Source organism: Photobacterium obscurum, assembly GCF_026191635.1.
Taxonomy (GTDB): Bacteria; Pseudomonadota; Gammaproteobacteria; order Enterobacterales; family Vibrionaceae; genus Photobacterium; species Photobacterium obscurum.
This window is the reverse complement of sequence record NZ_JAKRRW010000001.1, coordinates 182084-198449: the sequence shown is the minus strand read 5'-3', so window position 1 is coordinate 198449 and position 16366 is coordinate 182084. Positions and strand designations below refer to the sequence as shown.

The following is a 16366-nucleotide window of genomic DNA, read 5'->3' as shown; positions in this document are numbered from 1 at the left end:
TGTCGACATGAGTGACAAATAACGTTATTTCCCCTATGCAGAGCAGGAGCGAGTCTTACATCATGGAAAAGGTCTACAATTTTTGTGCTGGTCCGGCAATGATCCCAGCAGATGTCTTAAAAAAAGCACAGGAAGAGCTGGTTAACTGGAGCGGTCTGGGCACCTCTGTGATGGAAATTAGCCACCGTAGCAAAGAGTTCATTGCCGTGGCTGAGCAGTCGGAAAAAGATCTGCGTGAATTGCTATCGATTCCAGATAATTACCATGTACTGTTTTGCCATGGTGGTGCGCGTGGTCAGTTCGCTGCGGTCCCAATGAATCTGTTAGGTGATGCACAAACTGCTGATTACATGGATGGCGGTTATTGGGCCCATAGTGCTGTCGAAGAAGCGAAAAAATATTGTCAGCCAAACGTGTATGACATTACCTGCGTACGTGAAGGAAAGAAAGCAATCCTACCAGCGACACAGTGGCCGCAGTCTGATGACGCTGCCTATGTTCATTTTTGCCCGAATGAAACGATTGACGGTATTGAGATCCGTGATCTGCCGGTGACGGATAAGCCAATTGTCGCAGACATGTCTTCGACGATCTTGTCGCGAAAAATTGATGTTTCGCAATATGGTGTGATTTATGCCGGCGCGCAAAAAAATGTTGGCCCTGCGGGGTTAACGATTGTCATTGTTCGTGATGATTTGCTGGGCAAGGCGAAGCAGATTCTGCCGAGTATTTTAGATTACACCGTGCTGGTTGATAAAGAGTCTATGTTCAACACCCCGCCGACCTTTGCCTGGTATCTGGCCGGTGAAGTGTTTAAATGGCTTAAGGGGATCGGTGGTGTTGAACAGATGCAAAAGCGTAATGAAGCGAAGGCGAAAGTGCTTTATGACGCTATAGATCAATCTGACTTCTATCGCAACGAAGTGCACGCCGATAACCGATCTTTGATGAATGTCCCTTTCCAGCTTAAGAATCCAGAGTTGGACGCGTTGTTTCTAGAGCAAGCTGACGCTGCAGGCTTGAAAGCGCTTAAAGGTCACCGTGTGGTGGGGGGGATGCGAGCTTCGATTTATAATGCCATGCCGCTTGAAGGGGTACAGGCTCTGGCTGACTTTATGCAGCGCTTTGAGCAAGAGCATGCTTGATAACCTGATAGGATAATAATAAAAAACCGCCAATTGGCGGTTTTTTATTGCTCGTTGGCTATGAGATCTGAGGTGGCCGGGAAAATTAGCTTGTTGGTGTTAAATCCGGCTTGCCGTGCAATGGCTTTATAGGTTTCGATTTGACGGTGATCAAGCTGGGGATGGCGCGACAGGATCCAGAAGTAATCGGTATTGTAGCCGCTCACCAATGCCGTGGAGTAGTCGGTTTCGAGGAAAAAGATGACATAGCTGCCGTAGAAAGGGCCAAAGAATGACACCTTGAGATGGCCAATATCAGGCGAGTTAACGAATTTGGCTTTACCTTCGGCCTCTTTCCATTCGTTGTCATCGTGGTTAAAGCCTTTGTTGATGACTTTGACCGAACCATCGTCGTTCAGTGAGTAGGTCGCAGATACCTGGGTCAAGCCACGTTCAAAACGGTGATCAAGCCGGGCTATTTCATACCACGTTCCCAAATACCGGTTTAGTTGAAAGTTTTCTACCGGTGTAACGCGTTCCGGCATCCCGGTACAGCCCGTTAAAATCGTGAATATCAGGATTGCAATCCAATGGTATGGCGTTCTCATCATCGCTCCTTAGCCAGGTGGCTAAATATAATCACTGTACTGAATTCCGTACCATTATTACTGGTATTGAATAACCAATTCATACGTTCGCAGATGCGTTGAACGATTACTAAGCCGCAGCCATAGCCTGCATTATACGTTTCTAACAGGATGTTATGGGGCGATACCTTGCCTGACAACTCGCTTGCTCCATTTGAAGACAAATGGGTTGATATTGAGTATCAACGCAATGGTGATGACCTGACACTGTACAGACGATGATTAATTGTTGTTATAAAGCGCCGCAAGGCACTTTTGTACAGGTAAATTATAGCGGCTGTAGTTTAGTTATTTTTTGTGCTATAGCCACTGATATCTGTCACACTTTTTGTTCAATTATTAATCATATGGATAAACGCAGTTTCCCTCAGCAGAAACAGTGACGGCGTTTTTTTTTAGTATTATGTAACAAATAATTGCGAGGGATTAGCTAGAACAATGATGAGCTCAAGTGTGTACCAAAAGATAGCATCAGATTTTCAGTTACTGAGTTTGCAAGAGCGTGACAAGGAGTGTCTGGTTTCACTATTTAATGATCACAAAGTAAACCACTCAGAGCAAGATACAACTTGCTATGTGGTGTTTAAGCAGCATCAACCGTACTATTATTCGCTTAACAAACATCGGGTTGAGGTTAGTTCGATATCAGGCAGTGAAGTGAGCGACACAACAAGTATCTTACTCTCTGATGTGCCTAATGACAGTGCTGTTGTCGAGGTGGAAGTCGAGTTTCCGTTAGCGCTGTATCGCTCGGTTCTTCGGCACGATATCTTTAATGTGCTGTTATCCCTGAAGGAGCAGTGTGGGCATTATACCCTAAACCTGAGGCTGCCCTTGAATGAGATCGTGTCCGAGTATGAGTTAAATGATATCGCCAAGCTGTGTATTGTTGCCGGAGCCGATAATCTGACTTTGGTACTCGATGATGCGTTTAATGAACAACAAAATGCCTATATCACTTTGCTTTCTAATCTTTTAAAGCGTTTTTTTGTTACCGATAGCTGTGGCCTTATCTATGCCGGCCTGACCACACTGCCGGCAATGGAGCGGGTTGTTGCGCTGTCTAAAGACGTGCTCGATGAAGAATGGGTAGAAGAAGCCTTCCTTAAGTTCGAGTGTTAATATCGCGCTTAGCGAACATTAACGGTGTCTGCAATAGACACCGTTATTTATACCTACCTGAACCAGTAGTTTCTTTTTGCTGATTCGCTTCCCGAAAGCAAACTTGCTCGGTTATTCTTATTCCATACAGAAGCGTTTTTCCAGGTAGCAGCGGATAGATTGCTCGCTGGCATCAAAATGCGGCAGGGGAAGATGTGCAGGATCTGCCCACTGCCAGCCCTCGCACTTGTCAGGTTCGCGTAACTCCAGCTGACCGCTGAATTGGGTAGCCAACACAGCAACACTGATATAATGCTTGCCGGACTCATGGTAGGTTTGCAGGTTGTTGGTGATAGCAATGACTTCCGGGTTCTGTATCAGTAGCCCAGTTTCCTCTTCTATCTCGCGAGCAGCACACTGAGTAAAGGTTTCGCCTATCTCCATATGGCCGCCGGGGATCGAGTAGTAGGGCGCATGGCTATTTTTTCGTTTGCCAATAAGTACTTCTCCCTTGGCGTTAACAATGATCACACCGACACCGACTTTGGGTGTTTCAGCTGCCACATTCTGCTCCTTGTTTTGATCCGGATTCATTAGGTTGCTGGTTAATTGACAACACTTAGCTTACCACTTTTCTGCAGGCCAAATGAGGTGAATTCAGTACTAGCGAACTGAGACATTATTCGCTAATCTGCGGTAACGCCCAAAATACAGGATTGAATAGATAACAGATGGAAAGTTTAACGTTACAGCCAATAAATCAGATCAATGGCGAAGTAAATCTACCGGGGTCGAAGAGTGTTTCAAACCGTGCCCTCCTGTTGGCGGCGTTAGCGCAAGGTACCACGCGTCTCACTAACTTGCTTGATAGCGATGATATCCGCCATATGCTAAATGCCCTAAAGCAACTGGGCGTGAGCTATCGGCTTTCGGATGATAAAACCGTTTGCGAAGTGGAAGGGGTGGGGGCTACATTCAAGCCCGAGCATGCGCTCAAGTTATTTTTGGGTAATGCTGGAACGGCGATGCGCCCGCTGGCCGCGGCTTTGTGCCTTGGCGAAGGTGAGTTTGTTCTGACCGGTGAGCCTCGTATGAAAGAGCGTCCGATTGGTCATTTGGTCGAAGCTCTTCGCACTGCGGGTGCTGATATTACCTACCTGGAAAATGAAAACTATCCCCCGCTAAAGATTAAGGGAACAGGTCTACAGGGCGGCGAAGTCGAGATTGATGGCTCGATCTCCAGCCAGTTTCTGACAGCTTTTCTGATGTCGGCGCCGATGGCTAAGGCCGATACCCTTATCCGGATCAAAGGCGATCTGGTTTCCAAGCCTTATATCGATATTACCCTGCACATCATGGCGCAGTTTGGAGTAACGGTAGAGAACCGCGACTATCAGGAATTTGTGGTTCCTGCCGGGCAGGTTTACCAAGCGCCAGGTGATTTTTTGGTTGAAGGTGATGCATCGTCGGCTTCTTACTTCCTTGCTGCGGCGGCCATTAAAGGTGGCGAGGTGAAGGTAACCGGTATTGGCAAGAAGAGTATTCAGGGCGATGTGCAGTTTGCCGATGCGCTGGCGGCGATGGGTGCGGAAATAGAGTGGGGCGACGATTATGTGATTGCCCGTCGCGGCGAGTTAAAGGCTGTCGATATGGATTTCAACCATATTCCCGATGCGGCAATGACCATTGCGACGGCTGCGCTGTTTGCTGACGGGGTGACTTCGATTCGTAACGTCTATAACTGGCGGGTGAAAGAAACCGATCGCCTGGCAGCAATGGCAACGGAGCTACGCAAGGTTGGGGCTGTGGTCGAAGAGGGGGATGATTATATTACTATTACTCCGCCGGCTCAGCTAAAGCACGCGGCAATCGATACTTATGATGATCACCGTATGGCGATGTGTTTCTCGCTGGTTGCCTTGAGTGATACACCAGTGACGATTAACGATCCAAAATGTACCTCGAAGACTTTTCCTGACTATTTCGAAAAGCTGGCACAGCTAAGTCAGTAAGCCTTCAGGGCCTGTTGATCTTTAATCGCCTTTCCTGCAAGAGGCGTTTTTCAGATAAACAGGCCCTATAATCCCGTGATTTGGCGGGTTTTTATTCATCTGTACCCAATCCCTTGCCGATCTGGCGAATTCGTAGCAATCCAAAATCCGATTTAATAGTACTCCGTCTATTTTTCCCTTATAATATGCCCCCGTTTGAGAGGTGTAATACCAAATCTCACAGATGAAAGCTTCTGACGCGATATTTGGTATTACTACTCTATAGTTGAACGAATTCGGAGAAAACCTATGTCTACTCATGCTCCAGTGATCACTGTTGATGGGCCAAGCGGTGCCGGTAAAGGTACGCTGTGTATGCTATTGGCAGACAAACTGGGCTGGAAGCTGCTTGATTCCGGTGCGATTTACCGTGTACTGGCACTGGCAGCGATTCATCATGGTGTTGATCTTGAATCTGAAGAAGCATTGGTTCCGCTGGCTGCGCACCTCGACGTACAGTTCAAAGCTGAGGGTGACCTGGTGAAGGTGATTCTGGAAGGCGAGGATGTTTCTGGTGAACTCCGTAAGGAAGAAACAGGTATGGCAGCTTCTAAAGTGGCTGCATTACCTCGGGTTCGAGAGGCGTTGTTACGTCGCCAGCGTGCGTTTAGTGAAGCGCCGGGTCTGGTTGCTGACGGCCGTGACATGGGTACAGTGGTTTTCCCGCAGGCTGAAGTGAAAATCTTCCTGGATGCCAGTGCCGAAGAACGAGCCAATCGACGCATGAACCAGTTGCAACTGAAAGGCTTAGATGTTAACTTTGGCAGCCTTTTAAGCGAAATTCAGGAACGTGATGACCGCGATCGCAATCGCGCGGTGGCTCCATTACGTCCCGCAGACGATGCTTTGGTGCTAGACTCTACTGAGATGTCAATAGAGCAAGTTACTGCCCAGGCATTGGCTTTTATTGAAAAAAAATTATCAGCTGAGTAATCGGCATGATGGAGTCGGTATCAAGGATGAATACTGACATTACTACCAACCCCATGCGGTAGGATACCCATGGTTGTTTATCTAATGAAGATTAAATAATGACTGAATCTTTTGCTTTACTCTTTGAAGAGTCTCTAAACGAAATCGAAACTCGCCCAGGTGCGATCGTTAAAGGTACTGTAGTTGCTATCGAGAACGGTTACGTTCTTGTTGACGCTGGCCTTAAGTCTGAGTCTTCTATCCCTGCTGACGAATTCAAGAACGCTGCTGGCGAAGTTGAAATCGAAATCGGTGCAGAAGTAGACGTAGCTCTTGACGCAATCGAAGACGGTTTCGGTGAGACTAAACTTTCTCGTGAAAAAGCTAAGCGTCATGAAGCTTGGATCCAGCTTGAAAAAGCTTACGAAGAAGCTGAAACAGTTGTTGGTATCATCAACGGTAAAGTTAAGGGTGGCTTCACAGTTGAACTTAACGGCATCCGTGCGTTCCTTCCTGGTTCACTAGTTGACGTACGTCCAGTTCGTGACACTGCTCACCTAGAAAACAAAGAGCTAGAGTTCAAAGTAATCAAGCTTGACCAGAAGCGCAACAACGTTGTTGTTTCTCGCCGCGCAGTTATCGAATCTGAAAACAGCGTTGAGCGTGACGAGCTACTTGCTTCTCTACAAGAAGGCATGGAAGTTAAAGGTATCGTTAAGAACCTTACTGACTACGGTGCGTTCGTTGATCTTGGCGGTGTTGACGGTCTTCTACACATCACTGATATGGCTTGGAAACGCGTTAAGCACCCAAGCGAAATCGTTAATGTTGGCGACGAAATCAACGTTAAAGTTCTTAAGTTCGACCGTGAGCGTACTCGCGTATCACTAGGTCTTAAGCAGCTAGGCGAAGATCCATGGGTAGCAATCGCTAAGCGTTACCCAGAAGGTACTAAGCTTTCTGGCCGCGTAACTAACCTAACTGACTACGGCTGCTTCGTTGAAATCGAAGAAGGCGTTGAAGGTCTTGTACACGTTTCTGAGATGGATTGGACTAACAAGAACATCCACCCATCTAAAGTTGTTAACGTGGGCGACGAAGTTGAAGTTATGGTTCTTGATATCGACGAAGAGCGTCGTCGTATCAGCCTAGGTCTTAAGCAGTGTAAAGCTAACCCATGGCAGTCATTCGCAGAAATGCAAGCTAAGGGCGATCGCGTAACTGGTAAGATCAAGTCTATCACTGACTTCGGTATCTTCATCGGTCTTGAAGGCGGCATTGACGGTCTAGTTCACCTATCTGACATTTCTTGGAATGTTTCTGGTGAAGATGCAGTTCGCGACTTCAAGAAAGGCGACGAAATCTCTGCAGTAGTTCTAGCAGTTGACGCTGAGCGTGAGCGTATCTCTCTAGGCGTTAAGCAGATCGAAGAAGACCCATTCAACGGCTACGTTGCAGTTAACAAGAAAGGTGCTCTAGTTACTGGTACTGTTACTGCAGTTGACGCTAAAGGCGCAACAGTTGAGCTAGCTGAAGGTGTTGAAGGTTACCTACGTGCTTCTGAAGCATCTGTTGACCGTGTTGAAGACGCAACTCTAGTTCTTTCTGTTGGCGATTCTGTTGAAGCTAAATTCACAGGCGTTGACCGTAAGAACCGCGTAATCAACCTATCTGTTCGTGCTAAAGACGTTGCAGAAGAGCAAGAAGCTATGGCTAACCTGAACAAGCAAGAAGATGCTTCGTTCGGTAGCGCAATGGCTGACGCTTTCAAAGCAGCTAAAGGCGAATAATTGAGCTGAGGGGGAAGCTTTTTCCCCCTAAGCGGTTATACTATTGAGAAACATACTAAAAACGGAGTGTTTATGACAAAGTCTGAATTAATTGAAAGACTATGCAGTCAACAAACACATCTTTCTGCCAAACAGGTAGAAGATGCAATCAAGGAAATCCTTGAGCACATGGCGACCACTCTTGCTGAGGGTGATCGTATTGAGATCCGTGGCTTTGGTAGCTTCTCATTGCATTACCGTGCTCCACGCGTAGGTCGCAACCCTAAAACGGGTGATAAAGTTGAGCTGGATGGCAAGTACGTTCCTCACTTTAAACCTGGTAAGGAATTACGTGACCGTGTTAACTCGGCTGTTGCTGGTTAATCGCGATTAGAACATAAAAACGGCATACAGTAAGTATGCCGTTTTTTTATGCCTATTGATCATGGTCTGGTGAGTCAAAATCTTGCATAATCAACCCATCAAACTTTTGATCAAGTGAGAAGGATTCACAATGAAGATACTTAGCATTCTTGTTTTAGTTGTTTGTTTTTTGGTCACGCTGGCGCTCGGTGCGCAAAACCAGCAGTTGGTCAATTTTGATTTTCTTGTAGCTCAAGGTGAGTTTCAGTTATCTACTTTACTTGGTATCGCATTCGGTTCAGGCTTTGCGATCGGCTGGCTGATTTGTGGCATGCTGTATCTAAAAGCGCGTTTCTCTAAAAACCGCCTAAGTAAGAAAGTAGAAAAGCAGCAGAAAGAGTTGAACCAGCTTCGTGCAGAGCCTGTTAAGGAATAATCGTTAATGCTAGAGCTGTTGTTCCTGTTACTCCCAATTGCAGCCGCCTACGGTTGGTATATGGGGCACAGGAGCGCTAGTAACAAACAACAGGAGCAGTCTCATCACATGTCACGCCAGTATGTGACTGGTTTGAACCTGCTGTTATCTGATCAATCAGATAAAGCGGTTGATGTGTTTATTGAACTGCTCCAAGTTGATAGTGAAACCATAGATACACACCTTGCTTTGGGCAACCTTTTCAGAAGCAGGGGCGAAGTTGATCGCGCTATTCGTATCCACCAGAATCTTATTGCCCGTCCTAACCTAACCATTGACCAGCGCAATCTGGCCTTACAGCAATTAGCGAAAGATTATATGGCAGCTGGTTTCTTTGACCGAGCCGAAAAAATCTTTGAGCAGCTGCTGGATGAGCCTGATCACCGTAAAGGCGCGTTGCAGCAGTTGCTGACGATCTATCAACAAACCCGTGAATGGGAAAAAGCCATTGAGATGGCTTCCATGTTGGTAAAAATGGGCAAGTCGAAACTCAAGCATGATATTGCACATTACTGGTGCGAAATGGCCATGCTTGAAATGAGTGCCCTTAATTCAGATAAAGCTAAACAGTATCTGAAAAAAGCCCTCGCTGCTGACAAGAGCTGCGTGCGTGCCTCGATAATGATGGCCAAGATCCTGATCAGTGCTGAGGATTATAAGTCGGCCGCGAAACAGCTTGAGCGTGTCGCTGAGCAAGATATCGATTATGTCAGTGAAACCTTGCCGATGTTGTTGGAGTGCTACGAAGCGACCAACAATGAAACCGGTTGGCTGAAATACCTTCGCCAGTGTGTTGAGCAAAAAGCAGGTGCGACCGCCGAGTTAATGTTGGCTGATGAAATCTCTAAGCATGAAGGTTCGGTGACTGCGCAGATGTTCATGACCCGGCAGTTGACAAAAAACCCGACGATGAAAGGTTTCTACCAGTTGATGGACTACCATCTTGACGAGGCAGAAGAGGGCCGGGCGAAAGAAAGTTTAACTACGTTGCGCACCCTTGTTGGTGAGCAATTGAAGATTAAGCCACATTTCCGCTGTCGTAAGTGCGGGTTTGCTACACACTCTTTATACTGGCAGTGCCCGTCGTGTAAAGGCTGGGGGGCCGTTAAGCCTATCCGTGGCCTTGATGGCGAATAGCCTCTCATTGATAACCAGCCCGTTCTTTCAGAATGGGCTTTTTATTGCCTGTTGTCGGGCTGGTCTAATGAAACGCAATAGTCGTGCGATAAGTTAAGTCAAGGTGCCAAACGATTGGCTGGATGATAAAAGTGTTATTTTTAGTGGGTACAAACATCATATTAATTATTGCTCGCATAAAAACAGATTTACTGTACAATCCTGACCGCGCTCAGGAAGCTGGGCTAGATTGATCTATAACTAAGCAGGAGATGCCATGTTAGACCCAAAAGTGATTGTCGCTCTCGACTACCCAAGTCAAGACGAGGCTCTGGCCTTTGTTGACCGCATTGAACCGGGAAGTTGCCGCCTTAAAGTCGGCAAAGAGATGTTTACTTATTTTGGCCCTGACTTTGTGCGTAAACTGCATGATCGGGGCCATTCTGTATTTCTTGACCTGAAATTTCACGATATCCCTAATACCTGTTCGCGCGCGGTAGCCGCCGCGGCTGAGTTGGGAGTATGGATGGTGAATGTGCATGCCAGCGGTGGCGAACGCATGATGGCGGCTTCTCGCGAAATCTTGGAGCCATTTGGCAAGGATCGTCCATTGCTGATTGCGGTGACGGTTTTGACCAGTATGGAAGCGGCTGATTTGCGTGGTATTGGTATTCAGTGTGAACCGCAAGAGCACGTTCTTAATCTTGCCCGCCTTACCAAGAACAGCGGTCTGGATGGTGTGGTTTGCTCTGCTCAGGAAGCGAGCCTATTAAAAGCCGAGCTTGGCAAAGAGTTTAAATTGGTCACTCCGGGCATTCGCCCTGCGGGCAGTGCCGCTGGCGACCAGCGCCGCGTCATGACTCCAGTCGAAGCTGTTCAGGCCGGCTCTGATTACTTGGTGATTGGCCGCCCGATTACTCAGGCTGTGGATCCTGCAGCGGTGCTGGCTGAGATTAATAAAACGCTTGCTTAACACCAAGCTTGTAAAAGTTTGATATATACCTCGCTTTGGCGAGGTATTTTTTTTCATGTATTAATTTTAGATGTCATAACTTTGACGTCAGTATAAATTATGGGACAATAGTGACTCAAAATATCAAATAGTTAACTGCTACCATGAAAACTAGTCGTCACTCTCTCGGTTTTACCCTTCTTGAATTGGTTGTTGTGATCGTGGTACTCGGTATTTTGGCTGTCACGGCGGCTCCCCGATTTTTGAACCTGCAAAACGATGCCCGTAAGAGCATCTTGGCTGGATTAAAAGGAGCAATGGAGAGCGCAGCTGCTCAAGTATACAGTAAGTCCGCGATTGAGGGCTCGGAGAGTTCTGAGGCTGGCAAGTTAACCGTAAATGGTAAGCAGATTGATACCGTTTACGGTTATCCTAAATCTCAGTTCAAAGACGTTTGGCGTGAGTTGCTTGTTGGAGATTTTGGTGAGGTGCCATACGACAAACCCAATGAGCACGAATGGATGTGGCACAATCCCGATCCGGCCAATGATGGACTTTATTTCATGCCGAGAGGCTATTCAAACAAGACACAACTGTGTTTTATCATGTATCTACCACCCACATCACAGGCTAGTTCTACCTATACCCTAGAGATGGAAAACTCCGGCTGTTAAGGTTGCCTTAATATCTTGCCAGAACCAATTCCTCTTCATTGGGGCGTTTGTTTACGTAAACTCTTAGTGTTTTGTTCATTTATCAAAATTTGATAATTCTCTCCATTCACCGTTTTATTTTTCAATACACTTATAACTAACTGATAGTCATTTCTTTATTTCGCCAGTCGTTAATACGCTTCTGCTGAGGAGAGAAAAATGGACTTGGCATTCGACATTGATTCACCGTTTTGGCGTTTGTGTATTGCATTGCTACTGGGGGCCATTGTCGGGATCCAGCGAGGCTGGGTGGATCGCAATGAGGCGGCAGGATCGCGGATTGCAGGTATTCGTACTTACTCATTAATTGGCTTAATGGGGGGGATCTGTGGGCTGCTAACGGTTATTTTTTCAGAGCTATTCTTTGGTTTTTCGCTGCTCGCTTTTTCCGTCATTATCATCGTGGCTTATATCAAGAGCCAAAAGGTGAAAAAAAATCTCAGTATTACCGGCTTGGTCGGTATGCTGATCACCTTTCTGCTTGGTTGTTTAGCGGTGGTTGGCGAACCTATGATTGCTGCGTCGGCGGCGGTGATCACCGCAGTGATCCTTGATAATAAGAAAGAACTCCATACTGCCTTAATGAAGCTTCAGGAGTACGAACTGGATGCGGCCTTGCGCTTGCTGCTGATTTCTGTGGTGATGTTGCCACTGTTGCCGAATCAGGGGATGGGGCCATGGCTGGCGATTAATCCTTATGAAATTTGGTGGATGGTGGTCCTCATTGCCAGTATTTCGTTCGTCGGTTATTTTGCAATTAAGATTGGCGGAGCAGAAAAAGGGATCTTGTTTACTTGTCTATTTGCTGGCTTGAGCTCCTCAACGGCGCTGACTTTGCAGTTTTCCCATCTGTCCAAACAGCAGACGCATTTGAGTGGCCTGCTTGCCAGCGGGATCCTAATCAGCTGCGGAACCATGTTCCCCCGAATTCTATTTGTCTGTTCGGTGGTGAATTTTCCCTTGGTCGAGTTGCTTTGGTTTCCAATGATATTGATGATGATGGGCTTTTACCTTCCGGCTTATTGGATCTGGAATACGAGCAAAATCGGCAGCGAGAAATCACCCGAAGTGAAACAGAATCCGCTGGCACTGTCATCGGCATTTTTCTTTGGCTTGGTATTATTGTTGATCATGCTGTTATCCAATGCTTTGCAAGAATGGTTTGGCAACACCGGGACATTAATTCTATCAGCAATATCAGGTATCACCGATGTTGATGCAATTACACTGGCGCTTGGTCGGCAAAGTGCCGATGAGCTACTGCTCAGCACGGCGATGTTAGGTATTTTTATTGCTGCTGCAGTCAATAGCTTAATCAAAATGGGGATGGCTTGGGTGATAGGGGCAAAACCGATGCGTAAATTTGTTGTGGTACCTATTATTGGTTCCGTTGTTCTAGGTTCTGGTGCTGTATGGCTGTCTTTTGCCTAAAATGAAACGGGCTGTATCCAGCCCGTTAGTGTTGTTGCTTATAATATGGCTTAGCACTCAATTGTCGGTGTTGCGCTGCTGATGCGGTTGGTGCGATCATGCGAAGGCGCGGAGAAATGACTATCGAGCAGCTTTTGTGTCAGTGGATGCTGAGGGTTAGCAAAGACCTCTTCCGTCCTTCCTTGCTCGACCACTTCGCCTTTTTGCATCACCATCACTTTATCCGTGAAGTGTTTGATGACGCCCATATGCTGCGATACATAGATATACGACAAGCCCATTTCTTCCTGCAACTCTAAAAGCAAATTGATGATCTGAGACCGCATGGACATATCCAAACCGTTCAACGCTTCATCTGCGACAATAATACAGGGCTGGAGGATAAGCGCACGAGCAAGTGATACACGCTGTTTCTGTCCGGTGGCGAGCATTTGTGGGTAAAAATACGCATGTTCCGGTAGCAGGCCGACGCGCTTGAGGGTCATCATGATCCGTCGTTCGCGGGCTTGTGGCGTCATATTGGTATTACGCTTTAAAGGGCCTTCCAGAATTTTTCCGATCTGAATCCGCGGGTTTAGAGCCGTGTTGGGATCTTGAAAGATCATTCGGATCAGCTTGCAGCGGGTCTGAAAGTCATTGGGCTCCAGTGGCTCTCCATTTACCCGGATAACCCCTTCTGTCGGTTCGACAACACCGGAAAGCATTTTTGCCAGTGTTGATTTACCCGAGCCGTTTTCGCCCATGAATGCGATAGTCTCACCCGCCTCCAGTGAAAACGACACCGGTTTAACCGCCTCGATGGTACGGCGGCGAAATAACCCAGAACGGTAGTGGTAATCTTTTTTGAGATTCTCAACTTCTAGTAACGCACTCACTTCTTGGTTTCCTCCATATTCAGCGGAAAGTGGCAGCTGAATTTATGGTTTTTAATCTTTCTACGCTTCGGCACTTCAACACACTTGCGCTGGGCATGCGGGCAACGCGGGCCCAGGCGACAACCAATAGGCAGGTGCTGCAAGGGAGGAATAGAACCTGGTAATGTCTCCAACTTACTTTTATGGGGCAGGACATCGAGGTTGAAGTCTGGCATTGCGCGAAGCAGCGCTTCGGTATAGGGGTGATGAGGCGATTCTAGTAGTTGCTTCCTGCTAGCGGATTCAACGGACTGGCCACAATACATCACTGTGATCCGGTCTGCCCATTGGGTCACCGTGGTTAAGTCATGGCTGACCAGCAAAATGGTGGTATTGCCTAACTGGTTCATCCGGCTAAGCAGGCGGAAAATCTGTGCCTGGGTGATAGGATCCAAATCATTGGTCGGCTCATCGGCAATCAGCAGGCGGGGGCGGTTGGCAATTGCCATTGCAATCATGACTTTCTGGCATTCACCGTCGGTCAGTTCGTACGGATAGCTTTTCATCACCCGTTTGTGATCTTTGATGCCGACTTTATGCAGCAGGGCTATTGCTTGTTTCTGGCGCCATTGAAAACGCTGCCACCAGTGGCCGCTAAATGATACCGAAGGGATGGCTTCTTCGAGCTGTTCCCCCACTTTTTCAGAAGGGTCAAGACAGGAAGAGGGTTCCTGAAATATCATCGCAATTTCACGGCCGACTATCTTTCGGCGCTCACGTGTTGATAGCGATAACAGGTCAACATTACCCAGCCTCAGACGGTCAGCACTGACTCGCCAGTTGTCTTTCGTTACCCCGGCAATAGCCTTGGCCACAAGGCTTTTTCCCGAGCCGGATTCTCCAACCAGGCCACGGATTTCACCTTCATTCAGGGTCAGGCTCATTCGGTCTACCGCCTTTACCATTCCCTGGGGAGTGTCAATTTCTATCGTCAGGTTACGAATATCTAATAATGGCATTAATCAATCCCCGCATTGATCGCTTGGCGGAGTCCTTCTCCTACTAAGTTTACAACTAATACACTGAAGGTGATCGCCAGCCCTGGCAGGGTAACTGTCCATGGCGCTAAATAAATCAACTCGATTGAATCGCCTAGCATGGCTCCCCATTCTGGCGATGGAGCCTGGGCACCGAGACCGAGAAAGCCCAGCGCAGCAATATCGAGTATGGCGATTGATATTGCCCTGGTGAATTCATTGGTAATGACGGTCAGGATATTGGGTAAAATCGAGTTATACAGCAGGTAGAAATCATTGGCACCGTCAAGGCGGGCTGCAATGATGTAGTCCTTTTCGACTTCGTTGTGTACTGCGGTATAAATGGCACGAATAAACCTCGGGATCAATGCCAGCCAGATCGCTAGTAGAATATTGGTTTCCCCAGGGCCCATATAAGCAACCACAATAATGGCTAGCAGCAATGAAGGAATAGAGAGAACCGTATCCAGAATATGGTTTAAGAAGCTGGATTTTAACCCGTGGGTCATCCCCGCCATGACACCAATTACTATACCAATAGCGCTTGAGGCCAGCGCTATGAGCAACGCGTAGCCGAACGTTAACTGTGAGCCCAGCAATAGGCGGCTTAGTATATCTCGACCAAGATCATCGGTACCAAAGAAGAACTCAACATGGCCTTTCGGGTCCCACGACGGTGGCATTAGCAACTCACCGACTTGCACATTTGGTGCATACGGGGCGATAAACTGGGCAACAATGGTTATGAGCAATAGGAAGAACAGGCACCATAGCCCGAACATTGCTAGCGAGTTGGCGCGAAAGTTCTGCCAGGCTCGTTCCCATTGTGTTGGGATCTTCTGCTCCTGATAAATGTTATTTGATAGCATACCATTCCTTCCTGACAAGCGGGTTCACAGCAGCACCAGCAAGATCTGACAGAATGTTGGCGATTAAGATAAAGCTGCCGACAGTGATAACGCCAGCCTGAATAGCAACATAGTTTTGTTCGGCAATGGCATTAAGCAGCCAACGGCCAATACCTGGCCAGTTGAAAATTGATTCGGTTAGCATGGCAAAGGTCATCATGGTTGAAAACTGCATACCGAGCTTAGGGATGATTGGCGGGATCGCATTTTTGAGCACATGGCGCAGGATAATTTCAAACATCGACAGGCCTTTGGTCTGTGCAACCTTGATGAAGTTCTGGTTCATGACTTCAGCGACAGATGCCCGGGTCAAACGGATCACTTCGGTGGTCGGTGCCATCGCCAGCACCAGCGTAGGCAAGACTAAATGGCGGATCACATCTATCAGCGCTTCAGAGCGATAAGGCTTGTCGGAGAGCATTACATCAAACAGTGCTACCCCAGTGACATGGTCAATTTCATATAGCAGACTGTATCGCCCGGCTACAGGTAGCCAGCCAAGTTGCTGCGAAAAGAGCATGATCAACAATACGGCTAGCCAGAAAAGCGGGATGGAATAGCCGAGCAAAGCGATAGATGAAATGGCGGTATCGATTAATCGCCCGCGCTTGACTCCGGCCAGTGTTCCCAGAGGAATACCGGCAATGAGAGACAGTGTAAAGGCAAAGAAACAGAGTTCCAGAGTGGCCGGAAAAACGCCTAACACTTCAAACAGTACGGGTTCACCACTTTGGCTCAAGCCAAGATTACCAGACAGTAAATTGTCCAGGTAAATGAACCAGCCAGTCCAAAACGGTTGGCTGTTCCAGAGTGAAGTTTGATCGAGCCGCAGAATACTAAAACCAATCAAGGTCAAAATGACCATAGTGATCAGGAACAGGTTCAAACGGCGAATAGTATATATAAACATGCT

Annotated in this window: 17 protein-coding genes; 11 read left to right on the top strand and 6 right to left on the bottom strand. The window is 47.4% G+C overall.

Annotated features, from left to right (window positions below):
* Positions 1 to 62: 62 nt before the first annotated feature.
* Positions 63 to 1145: a 3-phosphoserine/phosphohydroxythreonine transaminase gene (gene serC / locus MD588_RS00860; protein ID WP_265694868.1), complete on the top strand. Its 1083-nt coding sequence runs from the start codon at positions 63 to 65 to the stop codon at positions 1143 to 1145.
* A gap of 44 nt (positions 1146 to 1189) precedes the next feature.
* Here serC and MD588_RS00855 read toward each other — a convergent pair whose 3' ends face one another.
* Positions 1190 to 1732 carry a lipocalin family protein gene (locus MD588_RS00855; RefSeq protein ID WP_265694867.1) on the bottom strand — a complete coding sequence of 181 codons (543 nt, stop codon included), beginning with the start codon at positions 1730 to 1732 and terminating at the stop codon, positions 1190 to 1192.
* A gap of 492 nt (positions 1733 to 2224) precedes the next feature.
* Between MD588_RS00855 and MD588_RS00850 the strand changes: the two genes are divergently transcribed.
* The gene (locus MD588_RS00850) at positions 2225 to 2893 is read left to right on the top strand and encodes a hypothetical protein (protein WP_265694866.1); all 669 of its coding nucleotides are present in this window, start codon (positions 2225 to 2227) and stop codon (positions 2891 to 2893) included.
* Between the two features lie 117 nt (positions 2894 to 3010).
* On the opposite strand, the gene MD588_RS00845 is transcribed toward MD588_RS00850, so the two are convergent.
* Entirely contained in the window at positions 3011 to 3436 is a 426-nt protein-coding gene (locus MD588_RS00845) for a nucleotide triphosphate diphosphatase NUDT15 (RefSeq protein ID WP_265694865.1), read from the bottom strand.
* A 167-nt stretch (positions 3437 to 3603) separates the two neighbouring features.
* Between MD588_RS00845 and aroA the strand changes: the two genes are divergently transcribed.
* The 9 genes from aroA (at position 3604) to MD588_RS00800 (ending at position 12654) form a co-directional block, all read left to right on the top strand.
* Positions 3604 to 4884 carry a 3-phosphoshikimate 1-carboxyvinyltransferase gene (gene aroA, locus MD588_RS00840; RefSeq protein ID WP_265694864.1) on the top strand — a complete coding sequence of 427 codons (1281 nt, stop codon included), beginning with the start codon at positions 3604 to 3606 and terminating at the stop codon, positions 4882 to 4884.
* 288 nt (positions 4885 to 5172) lie between these two features.
* On the top strand, positions 5173 to 5856 hold the full coding sequence (gene cmk, locus MD588_RS00835; RefSeq protein WP_265694863.1) for a (d)CMP kinase: 684 nt from the start codon (positions 5173 to 5175) through the stop codon (positions 5854 to 5856).
* Positions 5857 to 5954: 98 nt separating this feature from the next.
* Positions 5955 to 7625, top strand: a complete 1671-nt coding sequence (rpsA, locus tag MD588_RS00830) for a 30S ribosomal protein S1 (protein ID WP_265694862.1) — start codon at positions 5955 to 5957, stop codon at positions 7623 to 7625.
* A 72-nt stretch (positions 7626 to 7697) separates the two neighbouring features.
* Positions 7698 to 7988, top strand: a complete 291-nt coding sequence (ihfB, locus tag MD588_RS00825) for an integration host factor subunit beta (protein WP_047875172.1) — start codon at positions 7698 to 7700, stop codon at positions 7986 to 7988.
* A 130-nt stretch (positions 7989 to 8118) separates the two neighbouring features.
* The gene (locus tag MD588_RS00820) at positions 8119 to 8403 is read left to right on the top strand and encodes a LapA family protein (RefSeq protein WP_265694861.1); all 285 of its coding nucleotides are present in this window, start codon (positions 8119 to 8121) and stop codon (positions 8401 to 8403) included.
* A 6-nt stretch (positions 8404 to 8409) separates the two neighbouring features.
* The gene (lapB, locus tag MD588_RS00815) at positions 8410 to 9579 is read left to right on the top strand and encodes a lipopolysaccharide assembly protein LapB (RefSeq protein ID WP_265694860.1); all 1170 of its coding nucleotides are present in this window, start codon (positions 8410 to 8412) and stop codon (positions 9577 to 9579) included.
* 256 nt (positions 9580 to 9835) lie between these two features.
* The gene (gene pyrF, locus MD588_RS00810; RefSeq protein ID WP_265694859.1) at positions 9836 to 10531 is read left to right on the top strand and encodes an orotidine-5'-phosphate decarboxylase; all 696 of its coding nucleotides are present in this window, start codon (positions 9836 to 9838) and stop codon (positions 10529 to 10531) included.
* Between the two features lie 143 nt (positions 10532 to 10674).
* Positions 10675 to 11184: a prepilin-type N-terminal cleavage/methylation domain-containing protein gene (locus tag MD588_RS26035; protein WP_322784215.1), complete on the top strand. Its 510-nt coding sequence runs from the start codon at positions 10675 to 10677 to the stop codon at positions 11182 to 11184.
* Between the two features lie 198 nt (positions 11185 to 11382).
* Complete coding sequence (locus MD588_RS00800) at positions 11383 to 12654, top strand: MgtC/SapB family protein (RefSeq protein ID WP_265694858.1); 1272 nt, start codon at positions 11383 to 11385, stop codon at positions 12652 to 12654.
* 50 nt (positions 12655 to 12704) lie between these two features.
* On the opposite strand, the gene MD588_RS00795 is transcribed toward MD588_RS00800, so the two are convergent.
* The 4 genes from MD588_RS00795 to MD588_RS00780 are packed head-to-tail and all read right to left on the bottom strand — an operon-like array spanning position 12705 to position 16363.
* The gene (locus MD588_RS00795; RefSeq protein ID WP_265694857.1) at positions 12705 to 13529 is read right to left on the bottom strand and encodes a peptide ABC transporter ATP-binding protein; all 825 of its coding nucleotides are present in this window, start codon (positions 13527 to 13529) and stop codon (positions 12705 to 12707) included.
* On the bottom strand, positions 13526 to 14527 hold the full coding sequence (locus MD588_RS00790; RefSeq protein WP_265694856.1) for a peptide ABC transporter ATP-binding protein: 1002 nt from the start codon (positions 14525 to 14527) through the stop codon (positions 13526 to 13528). The genes MD588_RS00795 and MD588_RS00790 overlap by 4 nt, the downstream gene beginning before the upstream one ends.
* A complete protein-coding gene (gene sapC, locus MD588_RS00785; RefSeq protein WP_265694855.1) occupies positions 14527 to 15414 on the bottom strand; it encodes a putrescine export ABC transporter permease SapC in 888 nt (295 codons plus the stop codon). Before sapC ends, MD588_RS00790 begins: the two co-directional genes overlap by 1 nt.
* Positions 15401 to 16363: an ABC transporter permease gene (locus MD588_RS00780; RefSeq protein ID WP_265694854.1), complete on the bottom strand. Its 963-nt coding sequence runs from the start codon at positions 16361 to 16363 to the stop codon at positions 15401 to 15403. Before MD588_RS00780 ends, sapC begins: the two co-directional genes overlap by 14 nt.
* Positions 16364 to 16366: the final 3 nt, after the last annotated feature.

Excerpts from the sequence above, each read along its gene's own strand:
- MD588_RS00800 (WP_265694858.1), top strand. The coding sequence starts at position 11,383 with ATGGACTTGGCATTCGACATTGATTCACCGTTTTGGCGTTTGTGTATT.
- ihfB (WP_047875172.1), top strand. The coding sequence starts at position 7,698 with ATGACAAAGTCTGAATTAATTGAAAGACTATGCAGTCAACAAACACAT.
- rpsA (WP_265694862.1), top strand. The coding sequence starts at position 5,955 with ATGACTGAATCTTTTGCTTTACTCTTTGAAGAGTCTCTAAACGAAATC.
- MD588_RS00790 (WP_265694856.1), bottom strand. The coding sequence starts at position 14,527 with ATGCCATTATTAGATATTCGTAACCTGACGATAGAAATTGACACTCCC.
- cmk (WP_265694863.1), top strand. The coding sequence starts at position 5,173 with ATGTCTACTCATGCTCCAGTGATCACTGTTGATGGGCCAAGCGGTGCC.
- sapC (WP_265694855.1), bottom strand. The coding sequence starts at position 15,414 with ATGCTATCAAATAACATTTATCAGGAGCAGAAGATCCCAACACAATGG.
- MD588_RS00820 (WP_265694861.1), top strand. The coding sequence starts at position 8,119 with ATGAAGATACTTAGCATTCTTGTTTTAGTTGTTTGTTTTTTGGTCACG.
- MD588_RS00780 (WP_265694854.1), bottom strand. The coding sequence starts at position 16,363 with ATGTTTATATATACTATTCGCCGTTTGAACCTGTTCCTGATCACTATG.
- MD588_RS26035 (WP_322784215.1), top strand. The coding sequence starts at position 10,675 with ATGAAAACTAGTCGTCACTCTCTCGGTTTTACCCTTCTTGAATTGGTT.
- pyrF (WP_265694859.1), top strand. The coding sequence starts at position 9,836 with ATGTTAGACCCAAAAGTGATTGTCGCTCTCGACTACCCAAGTCAAGAC.
- MD588_RS00855 (WP_265694867.1), bottom strand. The coding sequence starts at position 1,732 with ATGAGAACGCCATACCATTGGATTGCAATCCTGATATTCACGATTTTA.
- aroA (WP_265694864.1), top strand. The coding sequence starts at position 3,604 with ATGGAAAGTTTAACGTTACAGCCAATAAATCAGATCAATGGCGAAGTA.
- lapB (WP_265694860.1), top strand. The coding sequence starts at position 8,410 with ATGCTAGAGCTGTTGTTCCTGTTACTCCCAATTGCAGCCGCCTACGGT.
- serC (WP_265694868.1), top strand. The coding sequence starts at position 63 with ATGGAAAAGGTCTACAATTTTTGTGCTGGTCCGGCAATGATCCCAGCA.